The organism is Carboxylicivirga litoralis (assembly GCF_025499605.1).
Taxonomy (GTDB): domain Bacteria; phylum Bacteroidota; class Bacteroidia; order Bacteroidales; family Marinilabiliaceae; genus Carboxylicivirga; species Carboxylicivirga litoralis.
The window spans coordinates 24,709-41,113 of the sequence record NZ_JAFMVC010000015.1; the positions used below are offsets into that span (position 1 = coordinate 24,709).

General features: G+C 39.1%; 12 protein-coding genes. 6 read left to right on the forward strand and 6 right to left on the reverse strand.

What is annotated here, in order from left to right:
- Window positions 1–42: 42 nt before the first annotated feature.
- Together J1N10_RS14000 and J1N10_RS14005 are read right to left on the reverse strand one after the other, a co-directional pair.
- Entirely contained in the window at window positions 43–798 is a 756-nt protein-coding gene (locus J1N10_RS14000) for a LytR/AlgR family response regulator transcription factor (protein ID WP_262327345.1), read from the reverse strand.
- A complete protein-coding gene (locus tag J1N10_RS14005; RefSeq protein WP_262327346.1) occupies window positions 795–2,738 on the reverse strand; it encodes a histidine kinase in 1,944 nt (647 codons plus the stop codon). The genes J1N10_RS14000 and J1N10_RS14005 overlap by 4 nt, the downstream gene beginning before the upstream one ends.
- A gap of 181 nt (window positions 2,739–2,919) precedes the next feature.
- Between J1N10_RS14005 and dusB the strand changes: the two genes are divergently transcribed.
- Window positions 2,920–3,918, forward strand: a complete 999-nt coding sequence (dusB, locus tag J1N10_RS14010; RefSeq protein WP_262327347.1) for a tRNA dihydrouridine synthase DusB — start codon at window positions 2,920–2,922, stop codon at window positions 3,916–3,918.
- On the opposite strand, the gene J1N10_RS14015 is transcribed toward dusB, so the two are convergent.
- From J1N10_RS14015 to J1N10_RS14030, 4 genes are all read right to left on the reverse strand, one after another.
- On the reverse strand, window positions 3,894–5,132 hold the full coding sequence (locus J1N10_RS14015; protein ID WP_262327348.1) for an FtsX-like permease family protein: 1,239 nt from the start codon (window positions 5,130–5,132) through the stop codon (window positions 3,894–3,896). The genes dusB and J1N10_RS14015 overlap by 25 nt on opposite strands.
- Window positions 5,133–5,136: 4 nt before the next feature.
- Window positions 5,137–5,958 (reverse strand): class I SAM-dependent methyltransferase, encoded by an 822-nt coding sequence (locus J1N10_RS14020; RefSeq protein WP_262327349.1) that lies wholly within the window; start codon window positions 5,956–5,958, stop codon window positions 5,137–5,139.
- Between the two features lie 2 nt (window positions 5,959–5,960).
- The gene (gene rbfA / locus J1N10_RS14025; protein WP_262327350.1) at window positions 5,961–6,299 is read right to left on the reverse strand and encodes a 30S ribosome-binding factor RbfA; all 339 of its coding nucleotides are present in this window, start codon (window positions 6,297–6,299) and stop codon (window positions 5,961–5,963) included.
- Between the two features lie 206 nt (window positions 6,300–6,505).
- Window positions 6,506–6,895 (reverse strand): hypothetical protein, encoded by a 390-nt coding sequence (locus J1N10_RS14030; protein ID WP_262327351.1) that lies wholly within the window; start codon window positions 6,893–6,895, stop codon window positions 6,506–6,508.
- A 246-nt stretch (window positions 6,896–7,141) separates the two neighbouring features.
- Between J1N10_RS14030 and J1N10_RS14035 the strand changes: the two genes are divergently transcribed.
- From J1N10_RS14035 to J1N10_RS14055, 5 genes are all read left to right on the forward strand, one after another.
- On the forward strand, window positions 7,142–9,094 hold the full coding sequence (locus J1N10_RS14035; RefSeq protein WP_262327352.1) for a hypothetical protein: 1,953 nt from the start codon (window positions 7,142–7,144) through the stop codon (window positions 9,092–9,094).
- Between the two features lie 386 nt (window positions 9,095–9,480).
- On the forward strand, window positions 9,481–11,247 hold the full coding sequence (locus J1N10_RS14040) for a polysaccharide lyase 6 family protein (protein WP_262327353.1): 1,767 nt from the start codon (window positions 9,481–9,483) through the stop codon (window positions 11,245–11,247).
- A 31-nt stretch (window positions 11,248–11,278) separates the two neighbouring features.
- Complete coding sequence (locus tag J1N10_RS14045; RefSeq protein WP_262327354.1) at window positions 11,279–12,301, forward strand: PKD domain-containing protein; 1,023 nt, start codon at window positions 11,279–11,281, stop codon at window positions 12,299–12,301.
- A gap of 111 nt (window positions 12,302–12,412) precedes the next feature.
- On the forward strand, window positions 12,413–13,120 hold the full coding sequence (locus J1N10_RS14050) for a FadR/GntR family transcriptional regulator (RefSeq protein ID WP_262327355.1): 708 nt from the start codon (window positions 12,413–12,415) through the stop codon (window positions 13,118–13,120).
- A gap of 247 nt (window positions 13,121–13,367) precedes the next feature.
- The gene (locus J1N10_RS14055; protein ID WP_262327356.1) at window positions 13,368–16,394 is read left to right on the forward strand and encodes a SusC/RagA family TonB-linked outer membrane protein; all 3,027 of its coding nucleotides are present in this window, start codon (window positions 13,368–13,370) and stop codon (window positions 16,392–16,394) included.
- Window positions 16,395–16,405 lie beyond the last annotated feature (11 nt).

A 16,405-nucleotide genomic window follows, 5' to 3' on the forward strand; every position in this document is an offset into this window, starting at 1 on the left:
GTTATGGTGGATTTTTTTCAGAGAGGATGTTATTTAGAACGCTTATGCGTATTCTTTATTGTGTTCGAGCAGCTCTGTTAGCTGATGGAAACGGCGGTTTTCATAAATGACTTCATCGCCGGTGCGCATTTTGAGTCGTTGGACATCGGATTTGAGTTCCGTCACATGGTTGAGGTTGATCAGATAATGGGGATGGCATCTGAAGAAGGTAAAATCAGACAACATGGCTTCGTAGCGTCGTAATGGTTTAGTAACGAAGAAGTAACTGTTGTCGAGCATGTAAAAGTTGGCTCCGCCCTGAATGGCCTTGCCCCAGGCTATTTCATCCACGTTGCAGGCTCTAAGTTTGTCTCGTCCCTGTAATATAATTTGATTTTGGTTTTGCTCGACGTTATTAAAGAGGGTTTCTATTTTAAGTTGGTAATTATCATCCTGCAGTTGATCAATGGCTTTGTCAATAGCAACCACCATGTCATTAATATCAAAGGGCTTAAAAACAAAATCAACAGCGGCGTATTGAACGGCTTTTATCACATATTCGTGATAGGCCGACATAAAGACGATTTTGAAATTTTGCTCACGGCATTGTCTGATGACATCAAATGAAGTACCATCAGTTAAATGAATATCCATTAACAGTAGATCGGGTTGGTGGAATCTTATTTTATCAACAGATTCATTAACCCGGGAAGCTGTATCAACAATTGTTATCTCAGGGAAGTGTTTTTCAATGATCTTGCTAACCGCCAGAATGTTGAAATTATCATCTTCGATTATTATTGCATTTATCTTTTTCATCGCAGGGTAGATTTGGGCGTTTCTTGCATGGTTAAAGGTAGAATGAGGCGGGCAATGGTTCCTCTTTCAAATGGGTCTTTTCGTTTTTTGTCAAAAACCTCCAGGTGAGTTCGTTTATTAGTGTCCTTGCTGAGGATGTTTAAGCGTTCCTGGGTTATTTTAATGGCCATCGATTCATGCTTCTTTTCACTATTACTAAGCTGATCGTGATAGTCAATGCCGAGTCCGTTGTCTTCAACTTCAAGCGCCATTTCGTCACCATTTTTTAGTATTCTGATGATTAGGTTTCCACCTTCACCAAGTGGTTTAAGTCCATGTTCAATGGCATTTTCAACAAAGGGTTGAATAAGCATAGGTGGAATAACAACTTTATTATTCTTTATTTCTTCACTTTGAATTATTTCGTATGAAAATGGTGGCGAAAAACGTAGTTGCTGAATTTTAAGATAGTATTGCAGCATCTCAATTTCTTCATGAATGGGAATAAACTCATAATTACTACTTCTTAATACGTGGCGCATTAATTTGGAAAAGTGCGCTAAAAAACGACTTGATTTATCCATGTCATTTTCCAAAATAAAAACCTGTATGGCACTTAAAGCATTAAAAATAAAGTGCGGATTCATCTGTGAGCGGAGCAATCGTTGCTGAAAACGCAGGTTTTTAAAACGACTTCTTAATCTTCCCTGGATAATAATAAGTACAACAATCATTATTAATACGATAGCCAATACAACAACTGTGGCCAGAAGCGAACGTTGCTTCGATAAGAGTGTTTTTTGTAATAAAGCTTCTTTATTTAACTCGTCAATCTGCAGTTTTTGTAAGGTGTTATTGTATTTGGCCTCAATAGACGCCATATGGAAAATATTCTTCTCATTTAGTATGCTGTCTTTGAATGCGGTTGCCAGTTTATAATACTCAAGAGATCGACTGTAAAACTGTTTTTGTTCATAGGCTTCGGAAAGTAATGCGGCTGCTTCTTCAGCCGTGTATTTTGAACCGATTTCCATGGCTGTGTTGAGACCTTTATCAAGGAACACAATCGCCTGATCTGGTAGGTTGTCGTTCAGATAGGTTTTTCCAATCTGTGTGTAGCTGACAGAAGTAAGCATGCGATCTTCTATCTCAAGATTAATCTCCAGTGCTTTCAGCAGGTAATCTAAAGCCAGCCGGTTTTGTTGTTTTTCAATGTAAGCGCTTCCTATGCTATTGTAGCAAATCGATTGGCCAACACGACTATTGATTTGTGTATTATACTCCAGGGATCTGAAATAATAATGCATGGCCGAATCCAGCTGATTGAGCTTTAAAAAAGCTTCACCAATGTTATTGGTATTGATGGCCATGCCTAAGGTATTATTCATCTGCTTCGAAATCAGGAGTCCACGTCGGAAGTATTCAATGGCCGAGTGGTAGCGTTCCATAGCAATGCTTACATTGCCCATGCCATTGATGGCCTTACTTAAGCTTAGCGAGTCATTGATTTCTTCTGCCAGTTGCAGTGCTTTCATGTGCATGTCAAGCGCTTGTGGGTTTTCGTCGATGCGACGATAGATGACGCCAATCTGGTTATAGGCATTGGTTCTGAATTGTTTGTTTTGTGATTCTTCAGCAATTTGAAGTGCTTTTTGTAGCATCATCATGGCTTCAGCATAATACGATTTGTTTCTGAGGCGTTGACCAACAAGTGTATAGATGTAAAATAACTGGCCAGCGTTATTGCTCTTAATGGCCATGTCTTCAGCTTCTTTTAAGTAATTGTCAAATGGGAGAGCGTTATTGTCGTACGTTTCTTTCGATTGAATAATGAGCTGGTCAATCATTAGTGAGTCCTCACTACTAATGCTTGTGTTGATAGTAGAATTTGGTTCTTGCTCCTGCTTTTTACAGCTAAATAACGAGACACTAACGATTGCTATGATAATGAATTTATTCACTTACTTTCCTTGGTAATACTTTAAAATGTTGTCTGTTGGATGAATTCAAATACAAATTATGAAAATTTAAAGTGCCATAAATAATAATACTCCAGAAAGTTATTAACCGAGTTATTAACAGTTTTGGTGTGAGTGTGGGGTAAAAATTTATCTTTGCACCAAATTTGCAAAAGGATATTCAGTGAAGATTGGACAGCTTGATTTAGGAGAGAAGCCCTTGTTGTTGGCTCCCATGGAAGATGTGACAGATCCGTCGTTTCGGGTGTTTTGTAAAGAACAGGGAGCCGATATGATGTATACCGAATTTGTTTCCGCTGATGCTTTAGTTCGAAATGTTAATCGTTCGCTACGCAAGTTGGAACTGGTTAATGAGGAACGACCTGTGGGGATTCAGATTTACGGTAAAGATGTGGATAAAATGGTAGCGGCAGCAGAGATGGCTGCTGAATCAAATCCTGATGTAATCGATTTGAACTTTGGGTGCCCGGTGAAGAAAATCGCAGGGAAAGGCAGCGGATCTGGTTTGTTATTAGATATTCCTAAAATGCTGGACATTACAAAAGCCGTGGTGAAAGCGGTTGATGTGCCGGTGACTGCTAAAACGCGATTGGGATGGGACAGTGATTCGCTGGTGATTGAAACGGTTGCAGAGCAATTGCAGGATGCCGGTGTTCAGGCACTTTGTATTCATGGACGAACGCGTGAACAGATGTACAATGGCACTGCCGATTGGACTTTAATTGGAAAAGTAAAAGAAAATCCGCGAATGACCATTCCCATTATCGGTAACGGCGATGTAGATAGTCCTGAAAAAGCCAGGTTCTTTCTTGATAATTATGGGGTTGATGCTTTAATGGTTGGGAGAGCATCTATCGGCAGGCCTTGGATATTTAGAGAAATCAAGCATTATCTGCACACAGGGGAGTTGTTACCTCCATTGACAGTAAAACAACAAGCTGAGCTGATGGATGATATTGTCAGGAAATCGTGCCAAATGATTGGTGAGCGACGCGGTATTTTGCATGCGCGTCGTCATTTGGCCATTCCTTTTAAAAATCTGCCAGGTATCAGGCCGTTGCGTATTCAGCTGCTGCGCGAAAAAACGGTAACTGGTATTTCTGATGCATTAAAACTGATAGGCAATAAATACGAGCATTATCCAATATCAGAAGCCGAATAGTATTTGTTAACGATGACGCGTACCGGATACCAGGCTGCCAAAGCACTAATGATTGACACGGTAATAATGACGACCAATACATCAAGCCATTCAAGGGCAATTGGGTAAGCATCCGTCAGGTAATGGCCGTCGCCCATAAATTTTATAATGCCAAAATGTTGTTGAATAAGAACAATGATAACACCAAGAAATGTGCCGGCCAGTATGCCAACAACCGATATTAACCAACCTTCCATCATAAAAATGCGGGTGATAAGCTTTTGGTCGGCACCCATACTTTTTAATGTAAAAATGCTTTCTTTCTTTTCGAAGATGAGCATGGCCAGGTTGGCAACAATATTGAAGGCAGCAATGGCAATGATGAAGCTGAGAATTAAATAGGAGAATAGCTTCTCAACTTTCATGACTTTGTAAAACTCGGCATGCTGCTCTTGCTGATTGAGGACATTCAACTTTGTACCTACAATAGCTTGAATATTTTTTTCAGCACTCATCAAATCAGTACCTTCTTTTACTTTTATAGCCAGAGACGAAAAGGTTTTGTCATCGTATTGAAGCAGGCGTCGTGCCTGGGCAATGTCAACAATCAAATACTGTCCATCGTATTCCTCCTGGTAAACGGCAAAGAAGCCCGACGGACTCAGGTATTCTTGCCTAAAAGCATTTTGCGGTGCCATCATGTTGATGTTGCCTTTGCGTTTGGGCACATACATCGACAATGGCGTGACGAAGTTTAAGCGGATGGCCAGTTGATCGGCCAATTGCTTTCCAATAACGCCCCTGAATTCCGATTTGTATTTCAGTTCGTATTTACCATCAATAATGATGGAATCGATATTGCTAACCTTGTTAAAGTTATGGTCAACGCCGTAAACAACACCTGGCATTTTACGTGTTCTGAACTTTAACAAAGCCTGATGTTCTAATACTTCTGAAATAAACAGAATGTCATCATTTTGCTTAAGTTGCTCGTAGTTGATAGAGTCGGCAGAGATGACTTTACCTGATGTAGGTACCAATTTAAAATCCGGGTCGAAGGCGGTGTATAAGTCGCCCATAAAACTGCTGAGTCCATTAAAAACGGATAAAACAATAACCAATGCCATGCTGCCTGTTAATACACCAAAAACCGATATCATGGAAATGATATTGATAATATTTTGCGACTTTTTGGCGTATAAATAGCGTCGGGCTATTTCAAAGGCTAGTTGCATGCAATTATTTTTGAGCGACTACCATGAGTCCGGTTCCTGTTTTGTGTTTTCGACTGATATCTACCCAATTTAATATATACGCAATTGGATATGTAAGTATATAGTAGAAAGGCAGTACTACAAAAAAAAGCTTAGTTGCGTTAAGGGCCTGAATCGGAAATTTCATGGATAAACGCCATGAAATGCTACCTGCTTTTCCGTAGGTGTAGGATGTTTTAATGTTGTTAAACCCGGCATCACTCAGCTTTTTTCTGATATCTTCAGCATTATAGCCATCGCGCACATGCTCGTCAATAAAGCCATGGACCCCTTCTTCTTCGTGATGATGATGGGTGTCGGAACCACCCTGGTCAGAAGGTGTGGAAATAATTAAGTGTGCACCATCTTTCATCGATTGGTGGAAGTTGGTAAATACCAACTCGTCTTCTAATATGTGCTCCATAACATCCACCGAAAGGATAAGATCGTAAGTATTTTTGCGCACGAATTTAGTCAGGTCGGCATACTCAAATTGAACCCGATTGCTTCGGTTTATTTTATCAAAAAACTGATTGCAATCGGCAATTTGTTCTTCTTTAACATCAACACCCGTAATGTTCCATTTTTTACCCAATGATGACATGTAATAGTCGTATTGGCCAAATCCGCTGCCTGCATCCAATACCTGGATGGATTCCTTTTTCTGGCGGGCGATGCTTCTTAGTTCACGGCGTATGTACCATGCCCGCAACAAAAGCAAATCGAGCAGGCGATAAAAGAAAATTCGGAGTGCAGGTGTTTGATTAAAAACCTTACCCAAGGAGCGTTTGATAGGATCGTATTGCATGCTTAATCTTTTAACAGGCGATCAATGTTATCAAGGTAGTCGAGGCTGTCATCCACATAAAACCTCAATTCGGGGATGATGCGCATTTGCTTACCAACCCTTTTGCCAAGAGCAAACCGTATTTGTGAAGTTTGTTCGTTGATTTCTTTCATTACCTCTTCAATGTTTCCGGTTGGAAAAATACTAAGGTAAGCTTTAGCTTGTCCTAAATCAGGTGAGATACGAACAACGGTCACCGACACCATTGTGCCCAGGCTCACTTGTCGCATTTCGCGCTGAAATATTTCGCTAATTTCTTTTTGCAGTAAGCGCGATATCTTTTTTTGTCGTGTAGAATCCATGTTATTCTTTCCTCAATCTGTTATCTTCTATTCAATATTCTATCAACTTCAATCAACAGGCGAAAATACGGTTTTTCAATGGATTATTTTTGATAATGCCTTTACGTTTTTATATTACCAACCATATTCGCATAAAAAAACCTGCAACTCCTTTGAATTGCAGGTCTCTCAAACCAAAACTTTTACCAATTATGAAAAAACGTGGGCTATCTTTCGCCTCTTTCACCTCTGGGCCCATTTCTCATTTCTTTTGCTCGTTCTTCTTCGAGCTCTTTATATCTTTCAAATTGCTCTTCGCTTAATACTTTTGCGAGCTCTTCGTTTTTTTTGTTCACTAAATCATTTCTCAATGTACGCATTTTTTCTCTATCTCCGCCTGCCTCTTCTCTTAAATTTTGAAATTCTTCAGCATACTTAAGATTAATGGTACTAACCGAGTTTTGTTGCTGATCATTTAAGTCTAAACTCTTTGTCATCATTTCAGTTTGGCGTTTTGCCAAGTCTTTTGCCGTTGGCATTCGATGTCGTTGTCCTGTTAAATTGCAGGCGGTAAAACTCAATATTATCAACGTAACTATAACTAATTTATTTCGCATTTGTTCATCATTCTTTGTTTAACACTATTGCTTTAGACGATAGCTAAATGAGATTCCTGTGTTTTGGTCGAAAAATAAGTTGGTGTTGTTTTTTGCTTTAATGTGCAGTTAGACAATGTGATAAAGGAATGTCGTTTTGTTTGTTAAAATGCGAGTAAACAAAAATTAACATTATTAGGGTTGATTTAGAGGGATTTAGTAAAATTTGACTTATTTTGTACCCGGAATCGAGATTGGGATATCTATATGATAAGTGATTGTAAAAGATTAGTTCTTTTAGTTTTCGTATTTCTTATTGGTATAGCCGCAGTGGCGCAGCAAAAGAGAAATGAAAGACAAGAAAGCAAAGCATTTTTTAAAGCATTAAATTATGCTGAATCTGACGACTATGACAAAGCGATTATTGCTTTTAAGGATATTGTCAGGAAATCGCCATCTTTTGTAGAGGCATATTTGCAACTTGGCTTGTGTTATTTAAATACCAATATTGGTGCAGACTCTGCAGTTGTCATCTTGCAAAAAGGGATGTCTCAATTATCTGCAGATGAACAGTCGCAAACTTTGGGGCAAGATTTTTTTATGGCTTTGGGTAAAGCATACCAGGTTTCATTGCAGCCCGATTCTGCCTTATTGGTTTATAAGGAACTTGAAGCCCGTGTGTTATTGGAGGATAAAGAGTTCAGAGACGAGATAGAGCAGGAAATACAAAATTGTGAAAATGCAAAGGTATTTCTGGCTAATCCAATTCAGTTAACTATTACAAATTTAGGAGCGCAGGTGAATAGTCGTTATGACGATCATAGTCCCTTAGTGAATGTGTACGAGGACCTTTTGTTATTTACTTCGCGAAGAAAGGAAGGGCGTCTGCCAATTTTAGTCGATGGCCAATATCCCGAAAAAGTTTATTCTACGGTGCATGATAGTTCAGGTTGGGAAAAAGCAGGTTTGTTAAATGTATTTTTTAAGAATCAAGAGCATGAATCTGGTTTGTCTTTATCGGCCGATGGAAATAGCTTGTTTATTTATCGAAACGATAATCAGGGGAAAAGTATTTACGTGAGTTATTTCGAGAATAATGAATGGTCAGAGCCTGTCAAGCTACCTTATCCTATTAATACTGGTGCTAGTGAAACACATGCGTCTTTGTCAAGTGATAGAAGTACCTTGTTTTTTACCAGTGATAGAGATGGTGGGTATGGAGGTATCGATATTTATATGTGTAAGAAGGATGCACGTGGACACTGGGGAGAGGCGCGTAACCTGGGACCATCCGTTAATACGCCTTTTGATGAAGAAACATCAATGATACATCCAGATGGGCGGACGCTTTATTTTGCATCGGAAGGGCATAATTCAATGGGGCGCATGGATGTATTCTACACTCAAATGAATCCTGATAGCACATGGACGTTGCCGGTTAACCTTGGTTATCCGATTAACACACCCGATGATGACTTTTTCTTTTTGCCAACCCTGGATAAAAGCCATGCCTATTATGCCTCGGCTCGATTTAATGATAATTATGGAGGATCTGATATTTATAGAGTAGAATTTGATTCGGCTTTTGAAGGTGAGTTGGCTGTGATTGAAGGGCAGGTTGATCCTAATAATCTGGGCAAAGGTACAGTACGCATTATGGTGACGCGCATGACTGACAAACGATTGATTGGTGATTACCGTCCGGATGGGAAGAGTGGAAAATATACCATGTTTTTAGAAACAGGTCATGAATATACCATTGAAGAAATGGTTGGTGAAGAAAAAGTGGAAGAATCACAATTAGCTGTTGCTCCTGAGATGGTCTATAAAACTAGGGAGAATATTCTATCTTTTGAAGAAATTAAAATGACACCTCCGCTTAAGCTCTTAATCAGAAACCGGACACTCGAAGAGCAAAACGAGGCTGCTGTGGCAGCTATTGAAGAAGAAATAAAGGTGATAGAAAAAGCGCCATTTTATACCATTCAGGTATTGGCTTTAAAACGTATGCCTCTGTTTGCATCGCTTTACCTAAAAGGGCTTGATGTTGACGATATCCAGGTTATTAAGTGTAAAGATGGTTACACAAGATATATCTATGGAGCGTTTGTTGGCTATAAGGCTGCTAAACTTAGGAGAACTCAGATTATGAAATTGGGTAAGTTTGACGATTCATTTGTTCGGGTTTTGTCAGAAGTTGAAGAATTACGGGTTGAATAATACATTAAGGGCATTAAAATAATTCGTTTTTCGCTTTCTGATTTCTATTTACTTTTTGTTGGGTCGTATTTCGTGATGCAATCCTAGGTGAAATTGTAAAAAAGCTGAAGATATAAAATCACCTCTAAATTGGTCGACCAATTTAAATCTCGCTAATTATATTAATATTCATTCTAAATAAGTCCATGTATTTTATGTGAAATAAGGTCTTTGTGGCCTTAAAACAGGTGAATATAGAAATGTGTCATTTGAATTTTTCATGTTAAAATTTGTTTAGGAAAAATATAGTCTATAAATTGGTCGACCAGAAGGGTGGTAGAGCAGATGCTTGGGAGTCCAAATTGCAAGAGAATACTGCTAACTGCTATTAAAAGAGCTAACGTTTTATGAAAAGAGTTTTAAATAATAAGAAGAAAGGTCGAACAATTCGAATAATTGTTAATTCGACTATTGTGCACCTGATGCTATTGTTTATTATATTGTCTTTTCCTACTGGCGTTTTTGCTGGAAACTACATTGTTAAGTCTGCATCAGAATTAAGCTCAGTTACTCCAGTTTTATTGCCGGGTGACACAATTAAACTCACTGCCGGAACCTGGACCAATGAAGAGTTAGTATTTAAAGGAACCGGAACCAAAAATCAGAATATTGTTTTAACAGTGGAAACTAAAAACGCCACTGTCCTAACCGGGACCTCGCAATTAGTGATTTGTGGTGAGTATTTAACGGTGGATGGTTTACGCTTTGAAGATGGGCACCGCGGAAATGATGCCGTGGTTGAGTTTAGGAAGAATTCATCTGAGTTATCGCACAATTGTCGATTAACCAATACATCAATCATTAATTATAACCCGTCAAATAAAGATAACGATTATAAATGGGTTTCTGTTTATGGTACAAATAATCGAATAGATCATTGTCATTTCGAAGGTAAAACACACTCTGGAACAACACTTGTTGTCTGGATTACTGATGAACCAAACTATACTCAAATTGACCACAATTACTTTGGTGCTCGTCCTGATTTAGGATATAATGGAGGCGAAACCATTCGCATTGGCACCAGTAGCAATAGCATGAAAGAATCACGTGCCATTGTGGAGTATAATTTGTTTGAAGAATGTGATGGCGAAATTGAAATTATTTCCAATAAATCGTGTTTTAATACCTACCGATACAATACATTTCGTAATAATGAAGGTTGCTTAACTCTGCGTCATGGTAATGATTGTGAAGTATATGGTAATTATTTTATTGGTGAAGATAAAGCATCGGGAGGAGTTCGAATTATTGGTGAACGCCATAAGGTGTTTAATAATTATTTCGAGCACTTAAATGGAGATGATTACCGTTCAGCTATTTGCATTATGAATGGTGTCCCAGATTCTCCATTGAATCGATACTTCCAGGTTAAAGATGCTATTGTGGCATTTAATACGATTATTAATTGCAATATGCCATTGATTGTTGGAGCAGGAAAGGATGATGAAAAAACTTTAGCTCCTCAAGATTGTGTATTTGCTAATAATGTGATGGATAAAACATCGGGAAGCAAAAATATTACCATCGAAGATGAGCCGATTAATATGATTTGGGAAGGAAATATTATTAATGCCGATGCTAATGACGAGCCAATAGGGGCAGGCGTTAATTATCAGAATCCAGGTTTAGAGCATGTGAATTATATGTGGCGTCCGTCACCAGGTAGTAGTTTGTTAAACAATGCTGTTGGAGAATATAGTTATGTAGAATTGGATTTAGAACAAAATCAGCGTTCTGTCAACAAAACAATTGGTTGTGATAATGGCGAAGTGAATACGGAGTGGCATCCATTAAGCAAAGAAGATGTTGGGCCATACTCAGGGCAGAATGAGGAAACAAGTATTGCGCGAGTTCAGCAGGTGAAAGATATGGTGAAGGTGTGCCGCTTGAATGGTCATTACTTATTTCAGATTATTAATATGGAATACTTACCAGTTTCATATTTGATAAGTGATGTTAACGGTAAACTATTAAAAAAAGGGCATTTAATGGATGAGGTTTCATTTAAAACGAATACTAATGGCTTGTATCTGGGCGTTTTCCAATCGGCCAACAAGTATATACAGAGTTGTAAGTTGCTATATATCGACTCTCAACAATTATCTAATTAAAACCATTAAATCAATTATAAATTCTAGAGTTATGAAAATTATCAAGAGGAAATGGTTACAACGTTCAAAATTGCTTCTGATGGTCGGAGCAATAGCAGGCATGTTGAGTGCTTGTGGAGATGATGTAACCTATTTGTACAAAGAAAACAGTGCCCCCGAGGCAGATTTTTCGGTACTAGTCAACGACATGGAGGTAAGTTTTACCAATAAAACAGTGTCGGCCACCAGTTTTGCATGGGATTTTGGCGATGGTACAACCAGCGACCTTCAATCTCCCGATGCACATATTTATATGACAGAAGGTGTTTACATGGTTGCATTAAAAGTGACTGATAATAATGGGTTGGAGTCGACGTTTGAGAAAAATGTTAGTGTGCCATACCTTGAGTTTACAACTTCTGATGTTGACTTCGGAACAGTTCAGTTTAATAACAATGACCGTAATGGCGATGCTTTTGAATGGGATTTTGGTGATGGAGTAACTAGTACTGAAGAAAACCCTGTACATACCTATGCTATTGGGGGGTATTATCAAGTGAAGTTGGTTGTTAAGAAAAGTGGTGCGGTTTTAAATTCTTACGCGAAAGAAGTAGTTCCGCAAGATGCCGAATTTCTGGATCCATGGGTGACAAACAAAGCGTGGGAAGGCTACTACTCGACATCAACAGGTAGTAATGTTGGTGATTTGGAAGGCGCTCTTGAAGGAACTCAAGGTATGAAGTTAGATGCGGATGGCAAAAACTTTTGGCAACAAATTCGCGTGTTTAAAGATGCGCCTTATCGATTATCTTTTTGGTTGTATGTTAAGAAAGACTATCCATATGCGCAAATCTCTGTTTATGATGCTGAAGGTTATGACGAAAACAATCTTGAGGCTTCAACTTTAATTGCCAGAGTTGGTGGACCCGATGCACCATTCGATTATAGTTCCTCAGCGTATGTATTACAGTCATTCGATTTTGCTACTACAGGAGTGGAAAACATTATTGTGAGAGGTGATTACTTAGGATACGAAGCACGATATACAGGCTTCAATATTACTCCTGTGCGATAATGTAATAATGAAGCTTGAATTCTATTGTATTAAACTGGTTGTAGGAGCGGTGGATTTTGAGTAGTTTTGGTAGACCAGTTATTGGAAAGGCAGATTTAAAAAGAACAAACAATGGAATTATTAGAAAATTTCAAAGCAATAGAAGTAGAAACACCTGTAGATAAGATAATTCGTCAGATAAGAGGATTGATTGTAGCAGGGTATTTAAAACCAGGTGATAAGTTGCCATCTGAACGAAAGCTATCCGAAAAATTGGGTGTTGGAAGAACTTACATCCGTGATGCCATCAAAAAATTGGAGTTTTTGGGTATTTTGAATACTCTACCTCAAAGTGGGGTGGTGATTAATGGGGTGGATATTGCAGCTATGGAAGGTTTGCTCTCAAACGTTATGAAAATTGAGAAGCCAGATTTCTTTTCTTTGGTTGAAACAAGGGTTATGATGGAGAAATTCTCGGTGCAGCAGGCTGCCATGCGTCGTACCGGTGAAGATCTTGAGAAATTGAAGTATGCTTTAGATGCATACGAGAAAAAAGTTAAGACAGGAGTGCCTGCTGAAAATGAGGATTTTACATTTCATTTAAAAATAGCCGAAGCGGGCCATAATTCGGTTATTAAAACAATGATGTTAATTATCTTACCAGACATCTTGAGTATCTATCGTCGAGAGAATGTGTGTGACGATTCAAAGTTCGAAAAGACAGTGAACGAACATCACATGATTTTGGAAGCGATTAAAAATCAGGATGCAGCAGCAGCTGATCTTCATATGTCAGTCCACTTAAAGGATGTGCTTAACTTCAGTAAATCCAAACTATAAAAATTAAACTATGATTTCAGACTCTGGATAAAAAAAAAATAGTGCGCTTGCACGCACTATTAACAACAATACAATTTTCTTGGAAGATGCTCAAGAGCAACCTAATAACGTGGAACTTAAAGGTTGTTAAGAGCCCGTATTGTGTTTATGCAAAGCTAATAAAAATCTATTTTTTCTAATAGTCGATAAGAGTTGTAACTTGTAAAGTGTTGAAATAACGCCCTTTATCGATGAAAAAAAATTAACGATGAAAAGGAAAATCCTATTATCCATATTAATGGTTGCCGGTTTTTGTACCCAGTTATTGGCTCAGGTTGTCGTAACAGGTAATGTAACCGATGCAACAGATGGCTCGCCAATTATTGGAGCCAACATAGTAGAAAAAGGTACCACCAATGGTACTATTACCGATGTCAATGGTAATTACAGCCTTACTGTAGCTGATGAAAACAGTATAGTAATCTTCTCATTTATTGGTTATTCAAATCAAGAAATAACAGTTGGAACACAAACTACCATTGATGCAGTATTAGCAACGGATGCTGCCGATTTAGATGAGGTGGTGGTTGTAGGTTATGGTGTGCAAAAGAAGAGTCACCTGACCGGGGCGATTGCCAAAGTTAAAAACGAAGGATTAGACCAGGTTGCTGTATCACAAGCCAGTGAAGCGTTGGTTGGTAAAGTGTCGGGTGTAACTATTCAAACTACCGATGGTACGGCCGGTAGTGAGCCAACTATTCGCGTACGTGGTGTTGGTTCTATTTCGGCCGATGCCAGTCCGCTTATTGTTGTTGATGGTGTCGTAGCCGACTTCTCAGAAGTGAACATGAACGATGTTGAGTCCATTGAAGTGTTGAAAGATGCTGCTTCAGCAGCCATCTATGGTTCTCGTGGTGGAAATGGTGTTATCATGATTACAACCAAATCTGGTAAAGAGGGAAAAACTGTATTTTCTGTGAACTCGTATGCTGGTATTCGTTACACACCTAAATATGAAGATACTTTTGCAACGGTTTCTGAATGGAATGAAGTAGTAAAAGCGAACAATGGCGGTGAGTTAACTGACCGAATGAAATACATTAATGAGCTCGGTACTGAAACCGATTGGCGCGATGTGATGTTCGATGGCGGAATGGTGCAGAACTATTCATTAAGTGCACGAGGTGGAAGCGAGAACGTAAAGTATTATATATCGGGCGGTTACCTGGATGATGAAGGTGTGTTGTTGACAGATGAATTCCAGAAGGTAAACCTGTTGGCCAAAGTGGATGCTAAAGTAAATGACTGGTTAACCGTTGGTACCCGCATTGCTCCAACCTATTCAGAGAAGCGCGATTTTCCGATTGGTATTCACGATGCAGTACGTCAGTCGCCATGGTTGCCTATTCGTCATACAGAGCACACCATTCAGTATGTCGACCGCAATAAGTATCCTGATGTGCAGGTGGGTGATTATACTTTCGAGCGCCATTTCGATAACTATGATTTTTATGGCAATGGCAGTGATGTTGATATCAGTACCACATCCAATGCCAATCCATATGCCAAAGTGGTGGAGCGCGATGAGCGTTTGTATGACTTCCGTTTATCAACCAACTCGTACTTGAAATTTAAGCTGGCCAAAGGCTTAAACTTTAAAACGTCATTAGCACTAAATTATCGTGTTAAGCAAGATGTAGAATTCCAGGGTTCTGAGGCTCACCGTAACGGATCTTCTGCTATGTACTCGGCCAACGATGTGGATATCTATAAGAAAACGGTTAATGAGAATATTTTCTCGTACAACCGCACATTGGGTGACCATGAAGTGAGTGCTGTGGCAGGTTTCGCTTTTGAAAAGTGGGAAAATAAATATTCAGATATGCAGGGAACCGGTTATGAGTTCGACTACATTAAAACCATTAACGCCGCATCTGTTAAGTCGCAGGCTGAGACGTTTGAAACTAGTGAAACACTTCATTCTATCATCAGCCGTATGAACTATGCTTATAAAGGTAAATACCTGGCATCGTTTAGTGCACGTTGGGATGGTTCATCACGTTTTGGTGAAGACACACGATATGGTTTCTTCCCGGCGGGTTCTTTTGGATGGCGAGTGTCTGAAGAAGATTTCTTAAGTAGTAGTGAGTTAATTTCGAACTTAAAGTTGTCGGCTAGTTATGGTTTAACCGGTAATAAAAACGGTATTAACTTATACCAGTACCTTTCAAATCTTCAGCCAACAACAGCAGTCATTGATGGTAGCAAGGTAACAGGCTTCAACCCTATGAATATTGCCAACCCTAATTTAGGTTGGGAGCAGAGTGAGGAAATTAACCTGGCTGTTAGCTTGGGCTTATGGAACAACCGCTTAAACTTTAATGTGGATGTTTATGAGCGTAACAGTGTTGACTTGCTCTTGGAGCAGCCAATGCCAGGTGTTACAGGTTTCGAATCGGCCACTGTTAATATTGGCGAGGTGCGTAACAGAGGGGTAGAATTAGCCGTTGATGGGTTAATACTCAACAATTCACTTATTAAATGGGATGCAAGTGCCAACCTCACTTTAAATGAAAACGAGTTGGTGGATTATGCCGATGCCAGTGGAGAAATCAATTATATTGACTCGAAGCGTCCGGCCGAATACATTGCTTTAGTAGGTTATCCTATTTCATCATACTATGGTTATGTGTATGAAAAGGACATCCCGCAGGAATATATCAAGAATCCAAACTATCCGATTAATGCTGAAAGTCAGGATGTATATGTGAAAGACTTGAATGGCGATGGATTCATAGATGAGGATGATCGTGCTATTTTAGGTTCACCATATCCTACTGTGGTTTGGGGTGTAACCAATAATTTTAAAGTGAAAAACATCGATTTTTCATTTACATTCCAGGGTTCACACGGAGGAAAAGTTCGTAATATGGATCCGCAGTACATCAATAACCAGTTTGCCGGTAACATGGATTATACCTCAGATTTCCCTGATGCTGATAAAGTGGTTGAACGCATCTACACCGATAAGTTTGTGCAGGATGCATCATATGTGACCTTACGTACCATTAACCTTGGATACGCGCTGCCGAAAAGCTGGATTTCAAGAGTGGGCTTGTCAAAAGCACGTTTATATGTGTCGGGACAAAACTTAATTTACCTGATGGCTGACGATTATACCAGCTTTAATCCGGAAGGGGTAACCGATGATAGTAATCCTTTGATGGGCGGTTATCAGCGCGGTGCTGCACCAATTGCTAAAACCATCACATTTGGTGTTAATCTTGATTTTTAATTTGTAATGCT

Excerpts from the sequence above, each read along its gene's own strand:
- J1N10_RS14040 (WP_262327353.1), top strand. The coding sequence starts at position 9,481 with ATGAAAAGAGTTTTAAATAATAAGAAGAAAGGTCGAACAATTCGAATA.
- J1N10_RS14000 (WP_262327345.1), bottom strand. The coding sequence starts at position 798 with ATGAAAAAGATAAATGCAATAATAATCGAAGATGATAATTTCAACATT.
- J1N10_RS14045 (WP_262327354.1), top strand. The coding sequence starts at position 11,279 with ATGAAAATTATCAAGAGGAAATGGTTACAACGTTCAAAATTGCTTCTG.
- rbfA (WP_262327350.1), bottom strand. The coding sequence starts at position 6,299 with ATGGATTCTACACGACAAAAAAAGATATCGCGCTTACTGCAAAAAGAA.
- J1N10_RS14030 (WP_262327351.1), bottom strand. The coding sequence starts at position 6,895 with ATGCGAAATAAATTAGTTATAGTTACGTTGATAATATTGAGTTTTACC.
- J1N10_RS14015 (WP_262327348.1), bottom strand. The coding sequence starts at position 5,132 with ATGCAACTAGCCTTTGAAATAGCCCGACGCTATTTATACGCCAAAAAG.
- J1N10_RS14035 (WP_262327352.1), top strand. The coding sequence starts at position 7,142 with ATGATAAGTGATTGTAAAAGATTAGTTCTTTTAGTTTTCGTATTTCTT.
- J1N10_RS14020 (WP_262327349.1), bottom strand. The coding sequence starts at position 5,958 with ATGCAATACGATCCTATCAAACGCTCCTTGGGTAAGGTTTTTAATCAA.
- J1N10_RS14055 (WP_262327356.1), top strand. The coding sequence starts at position 13,368 with ATGAAAAGGAAAATCCTATTATCCATATTAATGGTTGCCGGTTTTTGT.
- J1N10_RS14050 (WP_262327355.1), top strand. The coding sequence starts at position 12,413 with ATGGAATTATTAGAAAATTTCAAAGCAATAGAAGTAGAAACACCTGTA.